Raw genomic sequence first — 18,642 nt, 5'->3', positions numbered from 1 at the left:
ATGCACACCGACACCGAGCGCTGCGTCAGAGCCGTGCAGTCGAAGGACGCCCGCTTCGACGGCTGGTTCTTCACCGCCGTCCTGACCACCCGGATCTACTGCCGTCCGAGCTGCCCGGCCGTGCCGCCCAAGGTCGGGAACATGACCTTCCTGCCCAGCGCCGCCGCCTGCCAGCAGGCCGGGTTCCGGGCCTGCAAGCGCTGCCGTCCCGACTCCAGCCCCGGCTCGCCCGAGTGGAACGCCCGCGCCGACGCCGTGGCGCGGGCGATGCGGCTCATCCAGGACGGGGTCGTCGACCGCGAGGGCGTGCCCGGCCTCGCCACCCGCCTCGGCTACTCGACCCGCCAGGTGGAGCGGCAGCTGAACGCCGAGCTCGGCGCGGGCCCGCTGGCCCTGGCCCGGGCACAGCGTGCGCAGACCGCCCGGCTGCTCATCGAGACCTCCGAACTCCCCATGGCCGACGTGGCCTTCGCCTCCGGCTTCTCCTCGATCCGCACCTTCAACGACACCGTGCGCGAGGTCTTCGCCCTGTCCCCCAGCGACCTGCGGGTCCGTGCGGCCCGGGCGAGCCGCCGGCCCGACACGCAGCCCCGCGTCCCGGGGACGATCAGCCTGCGGCTGCCGTTCCGGACCCCGCTCAACCCCGACAACCTGTTCGGGCACCTCGCCGCGACCGCCGTTCCCGGGGTCGAGGAGTGGCGCGACGGGGCGTACCGGCGCACGCTGCGCCTGCCGTACGGCACCGGCGTGGTCGCCCTGTCCCCCCGGCCGGACCACATCGCCTGCCGGCTGGCCCTGACCGACCTGCGCGACCTCACCATCGCGATCAGCCGCTGCCGCTGGATGCTCGACCTGGACGCCGACCCGGAGGCGGTGGACGGGCAGTTGCGGTCCGATCCGCTGCTGGCCCCGCTGGTGGACAAGGCCCCGGGGCGCCGGGTGCCCCGTACGGTCGACGCGGCGGAGTTCGCCGTACGGGCCGTGCTCGGGCAGCAGGTGTCCACGGCGGCGGCGCGCACGCACGCGGCCCGGCTCGTGGCCGCGCACGGCGAGCGGGTCGAGGACCCGCACGGCGGGCTGACCCGCCTCTTCCCGTCCCCGGAGGCACTGGCCGGGCTGGACCCCGAGGCGCTGGCCCTGCCGCGCAGCCGGCGCGCCACGCTCACCACCCTGGTCTCGGCGCTGGCCGACGGCTCGCTGCCGCTCGGCATCGACAGCGACTGGGACGCGGCCCGGGCCCGGCTCTCGGCGCTGCCGGGCTTCGGGCCGTGGACCACCGAGGTGATCGCGATGCGGGCGCTCGGCGACCCGGACGCGTTCCTCCCGTCCGACCTCGGCGTCCGGCGGGCCGCGCAGGACCTCGGGCTGCCGTCCACCCCGGCGGCGCTGACCGCCCGGGCGGCGGGCTGGCGGCCCTGGCGCGCGTATGCCGTGCAGTACCTGTGGGCCACCGGCGACCACCCCGTCAACCACCTCCCCGCCTGAAAGGCACGTACGACCATGAACCCCAGCAGCAGGCAGCACACCGTCGTCGACAGCCCGTACGGGCCGCTCACGCTGGTCGCGACGGAAGGGGTCCTCAGCGGCCTGTACATGACCGGGCAGCGGCACCGGCCGGCGGAGGAGTCCTTCGGCGAGCGGGTCGCGACCGCCGAGGAGCCCTTCCCCGAGGTGGTGCGGCAGCTGGCCGCGTACTTCGCCGGCGAGCGCACCGCGTTCGACCTGCCGCTCCGGCTGGAGGGCACCGACTTCCAGCGCAGCGTGTGGGACCAGCTCGTCCGCATCCCGTACGGCGAGACCTGGTCGTACGGACGGCTGGCGGGCGAGCTCGGCAAGCCGAACGCCTCCCGCGCGGTCGGGCTGGCCAACGGGAAGAACCCGATCGGGATCATCGTCCCGTGCCACCGGGTGATCGGGGCCTCGGGCGGCATGACGGGGTACGGCGGCGGGCTGGAGCGCAAGGTCCGGCTGCTGGACTTCGAGTCGGGAGCGGGCCGGCTGGTCTGAGGGCCGTCCCGTGAGCTCCGGCGGGCGCGCGTCGTCAGGCGGGCGGGATCCGGGTGCGCAGGAGGCAGAACTCGTTGCCCTCCGGGTCGGCCAGGACGTGCCAGCTCTCGGCGCCGCTCTGGCCGACGTCGGCGGGCCGGGCGCCGAGGGCGAGCAGCCGTTCCAGCTCGGCGTCCTGGTCGCGGTCGGTGGCGTTGACGTCGATGTGCAGGGGGAGCTTCCCGGTCCGCGGGTCGCTGCTCGGGCTGAGGACGAGGGTGGGCTGCGGGCCGCCGCCGGGCGGCCCGATCTCGATGCTCCCGTCGTCCTCGCGGCCGAGTTCCACGTAGCCGAGGACCTCGCTCCAGAACGCGGCGAGCCGCTCGGGATCGGCGGCGTCGAGGACCAGCTCACTGATGCGGCATGCCATGCCCGTCAGTCTACGGAGGGCCGGCCGGGGCCGCTCAGACGACGGCGAGCGGGACCAGCAGGGCGAAGGCGGCGCCCGCCTCGACGGCGTACGCGTAGAGCGAGGGGTGCTGGACGGGGGCGGCGAGCAGGACCACGCTCTGCTGGGCGGCGGCCGCTTCGACCCAGTCGGGGTCGGCGCCGAGTCCGCCCTCGTACCAGCCCTCGCAGGAGCCCGGTCCGGTGACGGCCAGGAAGTCGTCCTCGCGGCGGTAGAAGGCCCGCCAGCCGGCGGCGGGGACGGACCAGCCCTCGAAGTCGGTGAACCGGACCCAGCCGCCGTCGCGTATCGCGGAGTCGAACAGCCAGACGGGCGTCCCCTCGGGGGTGACCTCGCCGCCGGCCTGCTCGTCGGTCGTGAAGTGGACCATGGGGAGGGCGTCCGGGCCGTCGGCGGTGCTGGGCCAGGCGTACATCGTGATCATCTGCTGAATCGTGTCCTGGTCGAAGGGGGCGCGGTGTCACCGGGCGGGCTCCGGATGACGATGACGGATGACGGGCAGCGGGCTCCGGTGGGCGGCTCGTGCCGGCGGCTCGGGTCGGCGGCTCGGGTCGGTCGGGGCGTCCTAGCCGGCGGCCGGCCGGCGGCCGTTCTCCAGCTCCGCGGCGCCCTCGCCGGACTCCAGGACCCGGTAGGCCTCCGCGGTGCGCAGGCCGAGCGATCCGGGCAGGTACGCGGTCAGTTCGGCGGGCTCGACGAGCCGCCAGGAGAGCAGTTCCTCCTCCTGGAGCGTGACGGAGGCGAGCTGCTGCGCGTCCAGCACCCCGCCGTCGTAGAGGTAGGCGACGAGCGGCGGGCGGGCCGCGCCCAGGGTCCAGTCCACCGCGAGCAGCCGGCCCAGCGGCACGTCGATGCCGATCTCCTCGGCGCTCTCGCGGCGGGCGGCCGTGCGCGGCGACTCACCCAGGTCGGACTCGATGGTGCCACCGGGAAGGGCCCATCCCGCGCGGTAGTTGGGCTCGACGAGCAGCACCCGGCCCTCCGCGTCGCGGTAGAGGGCGGCGGCTCCGGCCAGCACCCGGGGCAGGCTCGCGATGTAGGTGGCGTAGTCATCCGTGGTGGTCACGACGCCACCCTACCCAGGCCCTCCGGGCGGGCGGAGGCCCCCTCCCGAAGGCCGCCATTGCGGATCAATCGGTCGTCGGACCCCCGCCGTCCTCGCGGTCGCGCCCCCGGGACTCCGCGACGCGCCGCAGCCGCGGGTGCCGGTCCGGGCCCTGCTCGCTGACCGCGTCGCCGACCATCGCCCGGACCGCGTCCCGCAGCCCGTGCAGGGCGTGGTGGCGGGCCGGGCCCGCACCGGGGTCCGCGCGCAGCTCCTTCACCAGGGCCCAGCACAGCAGCAGCATGACGAGGACGAAGGGCAGCGCGACCAGGATGGTCGCGGTCTGGAGGGACTTCAGGCCGCCGGCGACGAGCAGCACGGCGGCGACGGCGGCCATCAGGATGCCCCAGGTGACGACGAGCCAGGTCGGCGGGTTCAGGGAGCCCCGGCTGGTGAGCGAGCCCATGACCAGGGAGGCCGAGTCGGCGCTGGTCACGAAGTAGGTCATGACCAGGAGCATGGCGACCCAGGAGGTGACCGTGCCCAGCGGCAGCGCGTCGAGCATCGCGAAGAGCGAGGCCTCCGTCCCGTCCTTGACCCGGACGGCGAAGTCGACCGCTCCGGTGGAGTCGAGGCGGATCGCGGTGCCGCCCATGACGCAGAACCAGATGACGGTGGCCCCGCTGGGGACGAGCAGGACGCCGACGAGGAACTCCCGGATGGTGCGGCCGCGCGAGATCCGGGCGATGAAGGTGCCGACGAAGGGCGCCCAGGAGAGCCACCAGGCCCAGTAGAAGATCGTCCACGCGCCGAGCCACGTGGCGTCGGTGAAGGCACCGGTGCGGCTCGCCAGGGACAGGAGTTCGTCCAGGTAGCCGCCGACACTGGCCGGGATCACGTCGAGGATGTAGACGGTCGGGCCGAGCACGAAGACGAAGAGCATCAGGGTCGCGGCGAGCACGAGGTTGATGGTGCTCAGCCACTTGACGCCCTTGTGGAGGCCCGAGAAGGCGGAGAGCACGAAGGCCGCCGACAGCGAACCGATGATGATCAGCTCGACGGTGGTGGAGTCCTCGACTCCGGTGGTGATGCTGAGCCCCTTCGACACCTGGAGCGCGCCGAGGCCGAGGCTGGTGGCGGTGCCGAACACCGTCGCGAACACGGCGAGCAGGTCGACGGCCCGGCCGGGCCACCCGTCGGCCCGCTCCTGCCCCATCAGCGGGACGAAGGCGGAGCTGAGGCGGTTGCCACGGCCCTTGCGGAAGGTGGCGTAGGCGAGGGCGAGGCCGGCGATCCCGTAGATGGCCCAGGGCGTGAGGGTCCAGTGGAAGAAGGAGTACTCCATGGCCGCGAGGGCGGAGCCGCCGGTGCGCGGGGCGGCCCCGGAGGCCGGCGGCGGGAACAGGTAGTGGGTCAGCGGCTCCCCCACGCCGTAGAACATCAGCCCGATGCCCATGCCGGCGCTGAACATCATCGCGATCCACGCGACGTTGGTGAACTCCGGCTCGGAGTCGTCGGCGCCGAGCCGGATGCGCCCGAAGCGGCTGATCGCGAGCACCACGCACATCACGAGGAAGACGTCGGCCGCGATGACGAAGAGCCAGGCGAAGTTGTCCAGCACCCAGGCGAGCGCGGTGCCCGAGACGCTGTCGAACGAGCTCGTGCCGAGGGCCGCCCAGGCGACGACGGCCAGGACGGCGAGCACCCCGACGGTGACGAGGGTGCGGTCGGGCGCACCGTCCGCAGGGCCGCCGGACCCCCCTCCCGGGCCGTCCGGACGGGACTGTTCCAGCGATTCCGCACTCATGCGGCCCCACTATGGGGTGGTAAATACGCCTTTACGGCGATGGCGCGCCGGGTGTGGCCCAGGCCACCCATGGGCATAGGAGGATCCTCCGGATAGGCTCAGGGCGGCGCGACTGCACTGTTCGATAGCAAGGGAATGGCAAGTGACGGACGGAGCAGTAACTGAGACCGCGCGCGTGCTCATCGCCGCGGACAAATTCAAGGGCTCGCTCACGGCCGTGCAGGTCGCGGAGCGGGTGACGGCCGGCCTTCGCTCGGCCGTACCGGACGTGGAGATCGAGACCCTCCCCGTCGCGGACGGCGGCGACGGCACGGTCGCGGCCGCCGTGGCGGCCGGTTTCGAACGCCGGGAGGTACGGGTCACCGGACCCCTCGGTGACCAGGTCACGGCCGCTTTCGCGCTGCGCGACGGCACCGCGGTGGTCGAGATGGCGGAGGCCTCCGGGCTGCAGCTGCTGCCGGCGGGCACCTTCGCGGCACTGACCGCGACCACGTACGGCTCGGGCGAGCTGCTGAAGGCGGCCCTGGACGCGGGCGCCCGCTCGATCGTCTTCGGCGTGGGCGGCAGCGCGACCACCGACGGCGGCGCCGGCATGCTGGCCGCACTGGGCGCGGTGTTCCTGGATGCGAACGGCGAACCGGTCGGACCGGGCGGCGGCGCACTGGCCTCGCTGGCCTCCGCGGACCTGTCCGGGATCGACCCGCGCTTCGCCGACGTGGACCTCGTCCTCGCCAGCGACGTGGACAACCCCCTGACGGGCCCCAAGGGCGCGCCCGCGGTCTACGGCCCGCAGAAGGGCGCCTCCCCGCAGGACGTGGAGACCCTCGACGCGGCACTGGCCCACTTCGCGGTGGTGCTGGAGAAGTCGATCGGCGCGAAGGCCGCCGAGTGCGCGGTGCTCCCGGGTGCGGGCGGCGCCGGCGGCATCGGTTACGGGGCGCTGCTGCTCGGTGCGACGTTCCGCCCCGGCATCGAGCTGATGCTGGAGGTACTGGGCTTCGCGCCGGCGCTGGAGCGCGCCACGGTGGTCATCACCGGCGAGGGTTCGCTGGACGAGCAGACCCTGCACGGCAAGGCGCCGGCGGGCGTGGCGGCCGCCGCGCGCGCGGCGGGCAAGCCCGTGGTGGCGGTCTGCGGCCGGCTGCTGCTGAGCCAGGAGGCACTGGAGGCGGCGGGCATCCGCCGGGCGTACCCGCTGACGGCCCTGGAGCCCGACCCGGCCAAGTCCATCCCGAACGCGGGTCCCCTGCTGGAGCGGGTCGCGGCCGGCATCGCCGCCGACATCCTCTGACCGGACCCGGTTTCCACGGACCGGCGCACCGGTCCCCGCCGCGGTGGACGAGGCCCGGGCCCCTTCGGGGGTCCGGGCCCCGGCCGTGGGCCCGGGGCCGGCGGAACCGGCCGGCACGGAGCGGGCGCCGGGCCGCGGGGGGGGCCCCCGACGCCGGCGGGCGCCCCCCCCGCCGGGGCCCCCCCCCCCCGCCCCCCCGCCCACCCCCCCCCCCCCCCCGGCCCCCCGCCGCCGCCCCCCGCCCCCCCCCCCCCCCCCCCCCCCCCCCGGGGCCCGGGGCGGCCCCACCGGTACCGTGCGTCCGCCCGGCGACGGCGCAGCCGCCGCCAAACCACCGCGACAGTGTTAGAAATGGCTCATGACCGGACGTAAGGGTCGCCAGCCGACCGGGTGGGGTGCGCGGCTGCTCGCGCGCCTGTCCCTGGGGCTGCGCAGCGTCGCCGGTCAGGTCTTCGCCCTCCAGGCGGCCATCGTGCTGCTGCTGATCACCGCCGCCTCGGTGGCCCTGGTGGTGCAGGCCCGGTTCGACAGCCAGCGCGACGCCCGCCACCGCTCGCTCGCGGCCGCCGAGGCCTTCGCGCACGCCCCCGGCCTGCCCGCGGCCCTGAGGGCGCCGGACCCGACCGTCGAGCTCCAGCCGCTGGCCGAGGCCGCCCGCCGGGCGTCGGGGATCGACTTCATCGCCGTCATGGACCTCTCCGGGATCCGCTACACCGACTCGCGGCCCGAGCTGATCGGCCGGCGTGCCACCGGCGACCTCTCCCGCGCCGCCGCCGGGCAGTCGTTCACCGAGTCCTTCGAGGGCGCGCCGAGCGACGCGGTCCGGGCCGTGGTGCCCGTACGGGACGCGGGCGGCGCCGTCATCGGCCTGGTCAGCACCGGCATCGAGGTGGAGAACGTCTCCGAGGTGGTCGAGGACCAGCTCCCGCTGCTGCTCGGGGCCGCCGTGTGCGCCCTGCTGCTCGGCACCGGCAGCGCCGCGCTCGTCAGCCGCCGGCTGCGGCGCCAGACGCACGGTCTGGGCGCCGCCGAGATGTCCCGGATGAGCGAGCACCACGAGGCGGTCCTGCACGCCGTGCGCGAGGGCGTGCTCATCATCGGCGCCGACGGCCGGCTGGTCCTCGCCAACGACGAGGCCCGCCGTCTCCTGGACCTGCCCGCCGACGCCGAGCGGCGTCACGTCACCGAACTGGGCCTCGACCCGCGCACCACCGAGCTGCTCGTCTCCGGCCGGGTCGCCACGGACGAGGTCCACCTGGCGGCCGACCGGCTGCTGGCCGTCAACGTACGGCCCACCGAGCCGTACGCGGGCCGGCCCACCGGCAGCGTCATGACCCTGCGCGACACCACCGAGCTCGCCTCGCTCTCCGGGCGGGCCGAGGTGGCCCGGGGGCGGCTCCAGCTGCTGTACGACGCCGGGGTGCGGATCGGCACGACCCTGGACGTGGTGCGGACCGCCGAGGAGCTGTCGGAGGTGGCCGTGCCGCGCTTCGCGGACTTCGTCACCGTGGAGCTGCTGGAGCCGGTGCTGCGCGGGGACGAGCCCGTCCGGGCCGGTGGCGTGTACACCGAGATGCGCCGGGCGGCGATGTCCGGCGTCCGCACCGACCAGCCGCTCCAGCCCGTCGGCGACGTCATCCGCTTCGTCGTGTCGACGGCCCCGATGTCGGCGGCGCTGAACGCCGGGCACGCCGTGCTCGCGGCCGATCTGAACGCCGCCATGGGGTGGCGGGCCCAGGACCCGGCCGGCACCCGGGTGGCCCTCGACTACGGGCTGCACTCGCTGATCTCCGTACCGCTCCAGGCGCGCGGGGTGGTCCTGGGCATGGCCAACTTCTGGCGGGCCGCCGACACCCCGGAGGCGTTCGACGAGGAGGACCTGTCCTTCGCCGAGGAGCTCGGGGCGCGCGCGGCCGTCTCCATCGACAACGCCCGCCGCTACACGCGGGAGCACGCGACGGCCGTGGCGCTCCAGCGGAGCCTGCTGCCCCGGGTGCTGCCCGACCAGACGGCCGTGGACGTGGCGTTCCGCTACCTCCCGGCGAAGGCGGGGGTGGGCGGGGACTGGTTCGACGTGATCCCGCTGCCCGGGGCCCGGGTGGCCCTGGTCGTCGGGGACGTCGTCGGGCACGGGGTGCACGCGGCGGCCACGATGGGCCGGCTGCGGACCGCCGTGCACAACTTCTCCACCCTGGACCTGCCGCCCGACGAGCTGCTCGGGCACCTGGACGAGCTGATCCACCGGATCGACCAGAACGAGTCCGGGCCCGGCCCGGCCGACGACGGCTCCGGCGCCGACGGCCCCGGTGGGCCGGAGCTCCTCGACGAACCCGCCGCCGTCACCGGCGCCACCTGCCTGTACGCCGTCTACGACCCCGTCTCCGGCCGGTGCCTGATGGCGAGCGCCGGCCATCCGGGGCCCGCCCTGGTCCACCCCGACGGGCGCGTGGAGTACCCCGAGCTGCCGGCCGGCCTCCCCCTCGGCGTCGGCGGGATGCCCTTCGAGGCCACCGAGCTGCGGCTGCCCGAGGGGAGCCGGCTCGCGCTGTTCACCGACGGCCTGGTCGAGGACCGCGACCGGGACTTCGACGCCGGTCTGGTCCTGCTCGCCGAGACCCTGGCCCGGCCGGGCCGGAGCCCCGACCAGGCCTGCGCGGACGTACTGGCCGCCCTGCTGTTCCCGACGCCGAGCGACGACATCGCCCTGCTGATCGCCGACACCCGGCGCCTGGAGCCCGACCGGATCGCCGAGTGGGAGGTGCCCGGGGAGCCGTCGGCCGTGTCGCGGGTGCGCAACGCGGGCTCGGCGCAGCTCGGCGCCTGGGGCCTGGAGGAGATCGCCTTCCCGGCCGAGCTGATCCTCAGCGAACTGGTCACCAACGCCATCCGGTACGGCAGCGCTCCCGTACGGGTGCGCCTGCTGCGCGACCGGAGCCTGATCTGCGAGGTCTCCGACGGGAGCAGCACGTCCCCGCACCTGCGGTACGCGGCCACCACCGACGAGGGCGGGCGCGGGCTGTTCCTCGTCGCGCAGTACGCCGAGCGGTGGGGCACCCGGTACACCGAGCGCGGGAAGGTGATCTGGGCCGAGCTGCCGCTGACCGGGGGCGCGGAACCGCCGGCGGCGGACCTGCCGGACCTGGACGCCCTGGAGGACCTGGCCTGGTGACGCGGCCCGGCCGCCCGGCCCGCTCGGACCGCCGGTCGGGCAGTCGGTCAGACGGTCAGACGGTCAGATGGTCAGACGGTCAGACGGCGAGGGTGCGGGCCAGCAGGACCGCGACGTCGTCCTGCGGGGCGCCCGGGAGCAGCCCCGCCAGGATCCCGTCGCACAGCGCCTCCAGGGGCTGTCGTACGTCCCCCAGCGCCAGCGCGAGCTGGCCCATGCCCTGGTCGAGGTCGCGGTCCCGGGCCTCGATGAGCCCGTCGGTGTACAGCGCGAGCAGCGTCCCCGCGGGCAGCGGGACCGCCTCGGTGCGGAAGTCCCGTCCCCCGGTGCCCAGCGGGGTCCCGGGCGGGCCGTCGAGGAAGGTGATCCTGCCGTCGGCGGTGACCACGGCCGGCGGCGGGTGGCCGGCGCGGGCGATCTCGCACACGCCCGTCACCGGGTCGTGGACGGCGTACACGCAGGTGGCCATCTCGTCCTCCCCCAGATCGGCCACCACGGCGTCCAGCGAGCGCAGCAGCTGCGCCGGGGGCACCTCGTGGCGCGCGAGGGTCCGGACGGCCGTGCGCAGCTGCCCCATGACGGCCGCCGCGTGGATACCGTGGCCCATGACGTCCCCGATGACCAGGCCGGTCCGTCCGCCGGACAGCCGGATGACGTCGAACCAGTCCCCGCCCACGTCGTGGTCGCTGGCGGGCAGGTAGCGCCCGGTGAGCTCCAGGCCGGCGACCCGGGGCAGCTCGCTGTTGGTGAGGCTGCGCTGGAGCGTCAGGGCGGCCTGCCGCTGCCGGGTGTACATCCGGGCGTTGTCGATGTTGAGGGCCGCGCGGGCGACCAGCTCGTCGACGAGCACGCAGTCCTCCCCGGCGAACGGCTCCCGCTCCCGGACCCGGGTGACGGCGACCGCGCCCAGCACGGTCCCCCGGGCGACCAGGGGGATCAGGCGGGCGGAGCCGAGGGTGGCGAGGTAGGCGCGCAGGGCCTCGGCGCGCGGGTCGGTGATCAGCGCGGGGATGTCGGAGCGGTAGAGGTTCATGGCCCGCCCGCCCTCGATGACCCGCTCGTAGACGGTGCCCCGGGGGATCTGGAAGGTCTGGCCCGCGGCGAGTTTCGCGGTGGGGGCCGTCGGGTCGGGGAACCGGGCGGCCAGCCGGCGCAGGACGCCGCGCGTGGAGGCCCCGGCGTCGTCCGGTTCCAGCACGGCCTCCAGGAGCTGGACGTCCGCCGAGTCGGCGAGCTGCGGCACGAGGACCTCGACGATCTCCTGGGCGGTCTGTTTCAGGTCCAGGGTCGTGCCGATCCGGGTGCCGGCTTCGGCGAGCAGGGCGAACCGGCCCCGGGCCCGGCCGGCCTCGGCCTGGGCCCGCTGGCCCTCGGTGATGTCGATGAGGGAGGCGATCACGCCGAGGGGCCGCCCGTTGCCGTCCAGCAGCGGGGCGTACGAGCAGGACCAGGTGCGGTCGTGCTCCGGGTCGGCGGGGGTCCGGCCCGTGCGGCGGACGTCGACGACGGCCGTGCCGCGGTCGAGGACCTGGCGCATCGTGGCCTCCAGCGCGATGGCGTTGACGCCGGGCACCACCTCGGTGAGCCGTTTGCCCAGGTGCTCGGCGGCGGAGACGCCGTTCATCCGGGCCAGCGCGTCGTTGACCCGCAGGAACCGCAGGTCGGTGCCGAGGGTGGCGAGGCCGATCGGCGACTGGGTGAACAGGGTCTGGAGGGCGGCGAGGGAGTCCCGCATGTGGAGCACCTCGGAGGTCTCCACGGCGATCAGCATCGCCCCGGTGCGCCCCCGGGGGTCCGCGGCCGGGACGATCCACATCTCCATCGCCACGCGGTGGCCGTCGCGGTGGCGCACCGGCAGCGTCCCGACGACGGTCTCCCCGGCCTGGACGCGGCGGGTCAGGTCGTCGGCCAGCCCGCGGTTGGCCTCGGGAACGAGCACGGAGCTGCCGGGCCGGCCGAGGATGTCGGCGGGGCGGTGTCCGAGCAGGTCCTGGGCGGCGAGGGACCACTCCACGATCAGCCCGTCGGCGTCCTCCCGCCACAGGGCGATGGGGAGCAGCTCGCGGAGCACGCCCGCGTACCCGACAGCCGCCGCCGGCTGGTCCGGCACCTCGCTCGTCGACTGGTAAGCGTCCAACGCACCGACCTCACCCCGGGGGGCCCGATTCCTTCGGATTCACCCTATCCGAGGCGTCGCCGGGAGGCCCTGTGTCGCGGGCGGACGGGCGGACGCCCTGCCGGGCGGGGACGCGGCCGCGGACCGCGGAGCCCGGGCCCCGGGCCCCGCCGGCTCAGGAGCCCTGGCGCAGGTGGCGCCAGACCGCCTTGGCCGCGTTGTGGCCCGACATGCCGTGCACGCCCGGGCCCGGCGGGGTGGCCGAGGAGCAGAGGAAGACGGCCGGGTGCGCCGTCGTGTACGGGGAGAGGGTCAGCTTCGGGCGCAGCAGGAGCTGGAGCCCGGAGGCGGCGCCGCAGGCGATGTCCCCGCCGACGTAGTTGGGGTTCTTGGCGGCCAGCTGCGGAGGGCCGGCCGTGGCGCGGGCCAGCACCAGGTCGCGGAAGCCGGGTGCGAAGCGCTCCAGCTGGCGCTCCACGGCGTCGGTGAGGTCGCCGTCCCAGCGCGCGGGCACGTGCCCGTACGCCCAGAACACGTGCTTTCCCTCGGGTGCCCGGCCGGGGTCGACGAGGCTGGGCTGGGCGGTGATGAGGAAGGGCGAGCGGGGGGCCCGGCCGCCCGAGGCCAGCTGGAGGGCGGCGTCGATGTCCCGGCTGCGCGGTCCGATCTGGACGGTCCCGGCGCGGCGCGGTTCCTCGGCGGTCCACGGGACCGGGCCGTCCAGCGCGTAGTCGATCTTGAAGACGGACGCGCCGTACCGGTATCCGTCGTAGGCGTTGCCCAGGCGTGCGATGCGGGCGAGCGCGGTCGGCGAGGTGTCGAAGACGTACGCGCGGGCCGGCGGCAGCTCGTCGAGCCGTTTCACCTCGAAGCCCGTGTGGACGGCTCCGCCGAGGTCGCGCAGGTACGCGGCCAGGGCGTCGGAGATGGACTGGGATCCGCCGCGCGGCAGGGGCCAGCCGTTCGCGTGCGCGGCCAGGGCGAAGACCAGGCCGACGGCGCCGGTGCCGATCCCGCCGAGGGGGGCGATGACGTGCGCCACGAGTCCCGCGAACAGGGCGCGGGCGGGCTCGTCGCGGAACCGGCGCAGCAGCCAGGTGGAGGGCGGCAGCCCGGCCAGTCCGAACCGGGCGAGCGTGACCGGGTCCCGGGGCAGCGCGGTGTTCGGCAGCGACATGAAGTCCCGTGCCAGGGTGTCCCACTTGCCGAGGAACGGCGCGACCAGACGGCGGTAGGCGCCCGCGTCCCGCGGCCCGAAGGATCCCGCCGTCTCGGCGACGGAGCGGGACAGGACGGCGGCGGTGCCGTCGTCGAAGGGGTGCGCCATGGGCAGCGGGGCGTGCAGCCACTCCAGCCCGTAGCGCTTCAGGGGCATCGTGGCGAAGACCGGCGAGCCGATGCCCAGCGGGTGCACGGCCGAGCACGGGTCGTGGCGGAAGCCGGGGAGCGTGAGCTCCTCGGTCCGCGCTCCCCCGCCGATCGAGTCGGCGGCCTCGAAGACGGCCACCGAAAGGCCGCGGCGGGCCAGTTCGACGGCGGCCGTCAGCCCGTTGGGCCCCGCCCCCACCACGACCGCATCGAGAATCGACGGCACTTGCGACTCCTTCGTCCGGCGGCGCCTGCGCCACCAGGATATGGCGCCCTTCGGGGCGGCCGGTCCGCTACGCGCCCCGGAGGAGGTCCCGGATGCGTATCGCGGTGGCCTCGTCCCGGCCGACCGCGAAGGGCAGCGCGTTGTCGCGGTCCACCCGGAAGGGCACTCCGTCGACCGTGCTCTGGGCTCCGCCCGCCTCGGCGACGAGCAGCAGGCCGGCCGCGTGGTCCCAGGCGGAGGGCCAGGTGAAGGCCAGGCCGTCCATCTCGCCGCGGGCCACCCGCAGGTACTCCAGCCCCGCGGAGCCGCAGGGACGGGCCGCGACACCGGGCACGTCCAGCCGGGACAGGGCCCGCTTGTCCTCCTCGGAGGTGTACAGCGGGTGGGCCGTGGCGACCCGCAGGTCGGCGCCCGGATCGGGCGAACCGCTGTGGATGCGGACGCCGTTGACGTACGCGCCCTGCCCGCGGACGGCCGTGGACATCTCCTCCAGCGCCGGGGCGAAGGTCCAGGAGGCGAGGATCTCGCCGCGGTGGGCGAGCGCGACCAGGGTGCAGAAGGCGGGGTCGCCGTTCACGAACTGGCGGGTGCCGTCGACCGGGTCGACGATCCACACCGGGGCGTCGTCGCGCAGCGCGCCGTACACCGCCGGATCGGCGTGCACGGCCTCCTCGCCGACCACGGCCGAGCCGGGCAGCAGCCGCGTCAGGGAGGCCGTGAGGTGCTCCTCGGCCTGCCGGTCCGCGATGGTCACCAGGTCGTGCGGACCGCTCTTCTGGTCGACCTCGTGCTCGGCGAGCTGCCGGAACCTCGGCATGATCTCCACCGCCGCCGCCTTGCGGACGGCCTCTTCGACATCGGACAGGCCACGGGCCAGGAACTCATCGATCATGCCCCCAGCAAAGCACGCCGGACCGACAAACCCCACCGGCGGTCGGAACGGGCGCACGGACACCGGGTGGCCGTCCGGTGAACCGGGACCCGTCTCCCGGGCCTCGGGCGCGGCCGCCGGGGCCTCGGGCGCGCGGCCGCCGGGCCCTCAGGCGGGGCCGCCCGGTACCACCAGGCCGCTCTCGTAGGCCGCGACCACCGCCTGCGCGCGGCTCTCCAGGCCCAGCTTGGTCATGGTGCGGTTGAGATGGCTCTTGACCGTCGCCTCGCTGATGAACAGCCTCCAGGCGATCTCCGCGTTCGCCAGCCCCTGGCCGACCAGCTCCAGCACCTCGGTCTCACGGCCGGTGAGGGCCTCCAGGGCCGCGGCGCCGGCCCGGCCCGCGAGGGCCTCCCGGCCGGCTCCGCGCAGCGCGAACGCCTCGACGAGCCGCCGGGTGACCGTGGGCGCGAACAGCGCGTCGCCGTTGCCCACCGCGGCGATGGCGGCGAGCAGCCGCTGCGGCCCCGAGTCCTTGAGCAGGAAGCCGGAGGCTCCGGCCCGCAGCGCGCGGTACACGTACTCGTCCAGGTCGAAGGTGGTCAGGATCAGTACGCGCGGTGCGGGCGCCGGGGCGCGGGCGAGGATCAGCTCGGTGGCGGTGATGCCGTCCGTGCCGGGCATCCGGATGTCCATCAGGATCACGTCCGGACGCAGGCTCAGGGCGAGTTCGACCGCTTCGGCGCCGTCGGCGGCCTGCCCGGCCACCTCCAGCCCGGGGGCGGCTTCCAGCAGCCCCACGAGGCCCGCCCGGATGAGGAACTGGTCGTCGGCCACGAGCACCCTGAGCGGTGCGTTCGCTGTCATGCGGGGAGATCGTCCCCCCGCGGTACGGTCCGCGCGGAGGTCGGCAGGGTCAGGTGCACGCCGTACCCTCCCTCGCTGCGGGGCCCGATGACGATCGTGCCTCCGTAGAGCTTGGCCCGCTCGCGCATGCCGATCAACCCGTGTCCGCTTCCCGGGGCGATTTTGGCCGGATCCACCACCTCGCCGTCGTCCGTCACCGTGACGCCCATGTGCCCGGGCCGGTAGTCGAGGGTGACGGTCACCCGGGCGTGCCGGGCGTGTTTGAGCACGTTGGTGAGCGCCTCCTGCACCACCCGGTACGCACACAGCTCCACCCCCGGGGCCAGGGGCCGCGGTTCGCCCGTGACGCGCAGCTCGACCGGTACTCCCGCGGCCCGGACCCGTTCGGCCATCTCCCCCAGGCGGGACAGCCCCGGCATCGGCGCGTCCCGGCCGCCATGGCCGGGGCCGCCGCGGCCCGTCGCCCCCGTGCCGTCCAGTCCCGTGCCGTCCAGTCCCGCGCCGTCCGCCGGGTCGTCGGCGTCCGTGGACCGCAACAGGCTCAGCATCCGGCGCAGTTCGTCGAGCGCCTCGGCGCTGGTGTCCTCGATGGTGTTCAGGGCGGCGCGCGCGGTGGCGGGCGCGGAGGAGAAGACGAAGCCCGCGAGTCCCGCCTGCACCGAGATGACGGACATGTGGTGGGCGACGATGTCGTGCAGCTCGCGGGCGATCCGGCCGCGTTCCTCGGCGACCTCCCGCCGGGCGCGTTCGTCCTGTTCGCGGCGCAGCTGCCGGGCCAGGCCGGCCGAGCGGCGCGCGATGAGGCCGAACCGCCACAGCACCGCGGGGAAGACGAGGGCCTGGGCGAGGACGGTGGCCATCGAGCCGCCGCCGGGACCGTGCCCGAGCAGGCCGGCGTAGATCCAGACGGCGCTCATGAGCCCGGCGCACGCCACCGAGGTCCGCACGGGGCACAGGGCGGCCACCGTGTACACGGCGAGCATGGGGCCGAAGGAGTTGACCACGGGCCAGTAGCCGGCGGTGACGTACACGCACCAGGCCGCCATGACGAACAGGCAGACGGCGAGCGGCGCCCTCGTGCGGACGGCGCCCGGCACGTTCACCAGTCCCACCAGCAGGTATCCCGCGAGGTCGAGCTCCGGCCAGCCCTGCTGGACGGCCTCCCGGCCCAGCAGGACGGCCACGCCGGTCTGCGCGGCGGCCGTCAGGACGTCCACGTACGAGGGGCGGATGCGCATCGCCGCAGCGTAGCCGCGCCGGTGCGGGCGTACCTCCAACTCCCGCTGTCACACCAGGGGTGGAGGAACCGGCGCACTGGCACGGAAGTTGGCGCCGGGGACCCACCCGGCACGGGACGACGGGGCGGGTGCGCGGCCCGTAGCTTCGTGCCCCGACAGGACGGGACCGGAGTACCTCCGGTTCCGCACAGGACCGTGGACCGCTCGGGGGGAGTCCGTCGGGGGAACCGGTCCGCAACGAAAGGACGATCCGGACATGCTCGTACGCAAGCGTCTCGCGCTCCTCGTCGCCTCGACCGCGCTGTGCGCCGGTGTCTCCCTCGCCCCGGGAGCCGTGGCCGCCACGAACTCCGGCGCGGCGGTGGCCGGCGTGCGTGGGTGTAACCACACCAATGACCAGCCGGTGATCAGCCGGGGGTCGAAGGGTGCGGCGGTCCGGCAGGCGCAGTGCCTGCTGAAGACCTGGAACGTCAACATCGGCCGCTACGGCGTCGACGGCGACTTCGGCGCGGACACCGACCGTGCCGTGCGCGAGTTCCAGAACCGCGTCAAGACCATGTGCAACATGCCGGTCGACGGCATCGTGGGTCCGAAGACCTGGAGCGCCCTCAAGAACCCGGTCTGCTGAGCACGGTTCTGTCGCACCGCCGCCCCCGCGGGAGCCGGCCGCACCGATGGTGCGGCCCCGCGGGGGCGGTCGTTTTCGGCCGTCTTCCGGCGCGGCTGGCGGCCGGCCGTCCCGGCTCAGCGGCCGAAGGTGTCGATGCCCTCCACGAGCCAGCGCCCGTCCCGTGCGACGAGGTCGAGGGCGAACATGGCGCCCGCGTAGACGCCCTGGTCCTGGGAGGCCTGCTTCTCGGCCCCCGCCGTGCCCACGCTGCTCTGGTCCGCGTAGATCAGGACGCGTGCCCGGTCGCCGTCGATGCGCTCGACCGCGCTGTCCGTGACCGTCGTGGTGATCACCGTCTTCTGCTTCTCGGCCTGGGCGAGGACGTCGGCGAAGAGCGCCCGGTGCTGGGTGACGGCCTTGCCGGTGAGCATGGTCTTCGACGCGCTCGCGAAGGCGTCCGGCTTGGCGTGGTCGTACGAGAAGAGGGAGGCCACGGCCTTGGCGGTCTGGCCCTTGATCTCACTGGTGCGGGCGAGGTCGGTGAGCGCGGTGTTGCCGCGCACCGGATCGTCCCGCAGCGCCCCGGCCCGGCTCTGGGCGAAGCCCGCGAAGGCTCCGAGGAGGACGGTGAGGGCGCAGAGGATCAGGAGGGGGGCGAGGCGCCTGCGACCGCTCCCGTCCGTACCGGCAGCGACGGCCCCTTCGCCCCGCTCGGGCAGCGCCTCGCGCTTCGAGCCGCCGGCCTTCCGCGCGCGTGGCGCCTCCCCCGCCGGGGTCCGCGACGGCGCGGGTGCACGCAGACCGCCCCCGGGCGGGCGAGGCGCACCGCCGGGGGCCTCCTCCGGTCCCGTGTCCCCGGCGGTGCGCGCCGCGGGGAGCGGCCGGCTGCCGTCGGCCTGGCGCCGGCGCTGGCGCTGGCGGTTGATGAGGTGGCGGGTCGTCGACATCGTGCGCGTCCTTTACGGGTGCGGGCGGCTCTCGGATGCGGGCGGCTCTCGCGGTGCGGCGGCCGGTCAGCCGGACGCCGTGCCGCCCACGGGCGCCTGACCCAGTGCGCTGAGCTTCCACTGGCTCCCGGTGCGGGTCAGTTCACCGAGCATGCGGCTGTCCTTCTCGCTGCTCTTGTCGTCGGCCGCCTTCACCGTGATCCGCAGGGCGATCAGCACCCTGGCCCGGCCCGCGCGGTCGTCGAGTTCGGTGACGGCGCCGGACAGCACGCGGGCCGTCGTCACCGTCCTGGCGGTCTTGACCTGGTTCGCGAACTCGGCGCGGCCCTGCACGAGCTGGTCGTGCAGTTCACCGGTCGTGGACGACTCCCACAGGTCGAGTCCCTGGTCCACCTTGGCGTGGTCGAGGGTGTTGAGGTTCTGCACGGCCTGTTCCGCCGCCGCGAGCGCCCGGTCGCGCTGGACGGCGTACGCGGCGGACTCGTCGTGGCTCGCCCCGTACCAGCCCAGGCCGGCCCAGGCGGCGAATCCGCCCGCGATCAGGGTGAGTACGAGGGCGGCGGCCACGATCGGCCGGGTGCCCCCGAGGGCGCGCACCGCGAGTGTCATGGGGTGGTCCCGTCTCCCGCTCA

General features: G+C 75.0%; 16 protein-coding genes. 5 read left to right on the top strand and 11 right to left on the bottom strand.

What is annotated here, in order from left to right; genetic code table 11:
* Both ACZ6S8_RS05130 and ACZ6S8_RS05125 read left to right on the top strand, forming a co-directional pair.
* Entirely contained in the window at positions 1 to 1,485 is a 1,485-nt protein-coding gene (locus tag ACZ6S8_RS05130) for an AlkA N-terminal domain-containing protein (protein ID WP_469452593.1), read from the top strand.
* A gap of 15 nt (positions 1,486 to 1,500) precedes the next feature.
* Entirely contained in the window at positions 1,501 to 2,007 is a 507-nt protein-coding gene (locus ACZ6S8_RS05125; RefSeq protein WP_469452591.1) for a methylated-DNA--[protein]-cysteine S-methyltransferase, read from the top strand.
* 34 nt (positions 2,008 to 2,041) lie between these two features.
* Here the strand turns inward: ACZ6S8_RS05125 and ACZ6S8_RS05120 are convergent, their stop codons facing one another.
* From ACZ6S8_RS05120 to ACZ6S8_RS05105, 4 genes are all read right to left on the bottom strand, one after another.
* Positions 2,042 to 2,416, bottom strand: coding sequence for a VOC family protein (locus tag ACZ6S8_RS05120; protein ID WP_469452588.1), 375 nt, complete (start codon positions 2,414 to 2,416; stop codon positions 2,042 to 2,044).
* A gap of 34 nt (positions 2,417 to 2,450) precedes the next feature.
* Positions 2,451 to 2,879 (bottom strand): hypothetical protein, encoded by a 429-nt coding sequence (locus tag ACZ6S8_RS05115; RefSeq protein WP_469452586.1) that lies wholly within the window; start codon positions 2,877 to 2,879, stop codon positions 2,451 to 2,453.
* A gap of 141 nt (positions 2,880 to 3,020) precedes the next feature.
* The gene (locus ACZ6S8_RS05110) at positions 3,021 to 3,521 is read right to left on the bottom strand and encodes an NUDIX domain-containing protein (RefSeq protein ID WP_469452584.1); all 501 of its coding nucleotides are present in this window, start codon (positions 3,519 to 3,521) and stop codon (positions 3,021 to 3,023) included.
* A gap of 64 nt (positions 3,522 to 3,585) precedes the next feature.
* The gene (locus ACZ6S8_RS05105; protein ID WP_469452583.1) at positions 3,586 to 5,307 is read right to left on the bottom strand and encodes a BCCT family transporter; all 1,722 of its coding nucleotides are present in this window, start codon (positions 5,305 to 5,307) and stop codon (positions 3,586 to 3,588) included.
* A 142-nt stretch (positions 5,308 to 5,449) separates the two neighbouring features.
* Between ACZ6S8_RS05105 and ACZ6S8_RS05100 the strand changes: the two genes are divergently transcribed.
* Positions 5,450 to 6,598 (top strand): glycerate kinase, encoded by a 1,149-nt coding sequence (locus ACZ6S8_RS05100; RefSeq protein WP_469452581.1) that lies wholly within the window; start codon positions 5,450 to 5,452, stop codon positions 6,596 to 6,598.
* 358 nt (positions 6,599 to 6,956) lie between these two features.
* Positions 6,957 to 9,767: a SpoIIE family protein phosphatase gene (locus ACZ6S8_RS05095; RefSeq protein WP_469452579.1), complete on the top strand. Its 2,811-nt coding sequence runs from the start codon at positions 6,957 to 6,959 to the stop codon at positions 9,765 to 9,767.
* A gap of 79 nt (positions 9,768 to 9,846) precedes the next feature.
* Here ACZ6S8_RS05095 and ACZ6S8_RS05090 read toward each other — a convergent pair whose 3' ends face one another.
* From ACZ6S8_RS05090 to ACZ6S8_RS05070, 5 genes are all read right to left on the bottom strand, one after another.
* Entirely contained in the window at positions 9,847 to 11,904 is a 2,058-nt protein-coding gene (locus tag ACZ6S8_RS05090; RefSeq protein WP_469452577.1) for a SpoIIE family protein phosphatase, read from the bottom strand.
* Between the two features lie 154 nt (positions 11,905 to 12,058).
* A complete protein-coding gene (locus ACZ6S8_RS05085) occupies positions 12,059 to 13,477 on the bottom strand; it encodes a phytoene desaturase family protein (RefSeq protein WP_469452575.1) in 1,419 nt (472 codons plus the stop codon).
* Positions 13,478 to 13,544: 67 nt separating this feature from the next.
* Entirely contained in the window at positions 13,545 to 14,369 is an 825-nt protein-coding gene (locus ACZ6S8_RS05080) for an inositol monophosphatase family protein (protein ID WP_469452573.1), read from the bottom strand.
* A gap of 147 nt (positions 14,370 to 14,516) precedes the next feature.
* The gene (locus ACZ6S8_RS05075; RefSeq protein WP_469452571.1) at positions 14,517 to 15,215 is read right to left on the bottom strand and encodes a response regulator; all 699 of its coding nucleotides are present in this window, start codon (positions 15,213 to 15,215) and stop codon (positions 14,517 to 14,519) included.
* Positions 15,212 to 16,453 carry a sensor histidine kinase gene (locus ACZ6S8_RS05070; protein WP_469452569.1) on the bottom strand — a complete coding sequence of 414 codons (1,242 nt, stop codon included), beginning with the start codon at positions 16,451 to 16,453 and terminating at the stop codon, positions 15,212 to 15,214. The genes ACZ6S8_RS05075 and ACZ6S8_RS05070 overlap by 4 nt, the downstream gene beginning before the upstream one ends.
* A 256-nt stretch (positions 16,454 to 16,709) precedes the next feature.
* Between ACZ6S8_RS05070 and ACZ6S8_RS05065 the strand changes: the two genes are divergently transcribed.
* A complete protein-coding gene (locus tag ACZ6S8_RS05065) occupies positions 16,710 to 17,081 on the top strand; it encodes a peptidoglycan-binding domain-containing protein (protein ID WP_469452567.1) in 372 nt (123 codons plus the stop codon).
* 116 nt (positions 17,082 to 17,197) lie between these two features.
* Here the strand turns inward: ACZ6S8_RS05065 and ACZ6S8_RS05060 are convergent, their stop codons facing one another.
* Positions 17,198 to 18,010 (bottom strand): hypothetical protein, encoded by an 813-nt coding sequence (locus ACZ6S8_RS05060; RefSeq protein ID WP_469452565.1) that lies wholly within the window; start codon positions 18,008 to 18,010, stop codon positions 17,198 to 17,200.
* 66 nt (positions 18,011 to 18,076) lie between these two features.
* Positions 18,077 to 18,619, bottom strand: coding sequence for a hypothetical protein (locus tag ACZ6S8_RS05055; RefSeq protein ID WP_469452563.1), 543 nt, complete (start codon positions 18,617 to 18,619; stop codon positions 18,077 to 18,079).
* Positions 18,620 to 18,642 lie beyond the last annotated feature (23 nt).

It is taken from the genome of Streptomyces sp. NPDC048461 (genome assembly GCF_055587105.1).
Note: the sequence above shows the minus strand (reverse complement) of the source record. Positions and strands in the feature narration are given on the sequence as shown.

What these genes read in the sequence shown, in the direction of transcription:
- ACZ6S8_RS05095 (WP_469452579.1), top strand. Translation starts at nt 6,957, where the DNA reads ATGACCGGACGTAAGGGTCGCCAGCCGACCGGGTGGGGTGCGCGGCTG.
- ACZ6S8_RS05065 (WP_469452567.1), top strand. Translation starts at nt 16,710, where the DNA reads ATGCTCGTACGCAAGCGTCTCGCGCTCCTCGTCGCCTCGACCGCGCTG.
- ACZ6S8_RS05115 (WP_469452586.1), bottom strand. Translation starts at nt 2,879, where the DNA reads ATGATCACGATGTACGCCTGGCCCAGCACCGCCGACGGCCCGGACGCC.
- ACZ6S8_RS05125 (WP_469452591.1), top strand. Translation starts at nt 1,501, where the DNA reads ATGAACCCCAGCAGCAGGCAGCACACCGTCGTCGACAGCCCGTACGGG.
- ACZ6S8_RS05105 (WP_469452583.1), bottom strand. Translation starts at nt 5,307, where the DNA reads ATGAGTGCGGAATCGCTGGAACAGTCCCGTCCGGACGGCCCGGGAGGG.
- ACZ6S8_RS05070 (WP_469452569.1), bottom strand. Translation starts at nt 16,453, where the DNA reads ATGCGCATCCGCCCCTCGTACGTGGACGTCCTGACGGCCGCCGCGCAG.
- ACZ6S8_RS05130 (WP_469452593.1), top strand. Translation starts at nt 1, where the DNA reads ATGCACACCGACACCGAGCGCTGCGTCAGAGCCGTGCAGTCGAAGGAC.
- ACZ6S8_RS05055 (WP_469452563.1), bottom strand. Translation starts at nt 18,619, where the DNA reads ATGACACTCGCGGTGCGCGCCCTCGGGGGCACCCGGCCGATCGTGGCC.
- ACZ6S8_RS05075 (WP_469452571.1), bottom strand. Translation starts at nt 15,215, where the DNA reads ATGACAGCGAACGCACCGCTCAGGGTGCTCGTGGCCGACGACCAGTTC.
- ACZ6S8_RS05060 (WP_469452565.1), bottom strand. Translation starts at nt 18,010, where the DNA reads ATGTCGACGACCCGCCACCTCATCAACCGCCAGCGCCAGCGCCGGCGC.
- ACZ6S8_RS05120 (WP_469452588.1), bottom strand. Translation starts at nt 2,416, where the DNA reads ATGGCATGCCGCATCAGTGAGCTGGTCCTCGACGCCGCCGATCCCGAG.
- ACZ6S8_RS05080 (WP_469452573.1), bottom strand. Translation starts at nt 14,369, where the DNA reads ATGATCGATGAGTTCCTGGCCCGTGGCCTGTCCGATGTCGAAGAGGCC.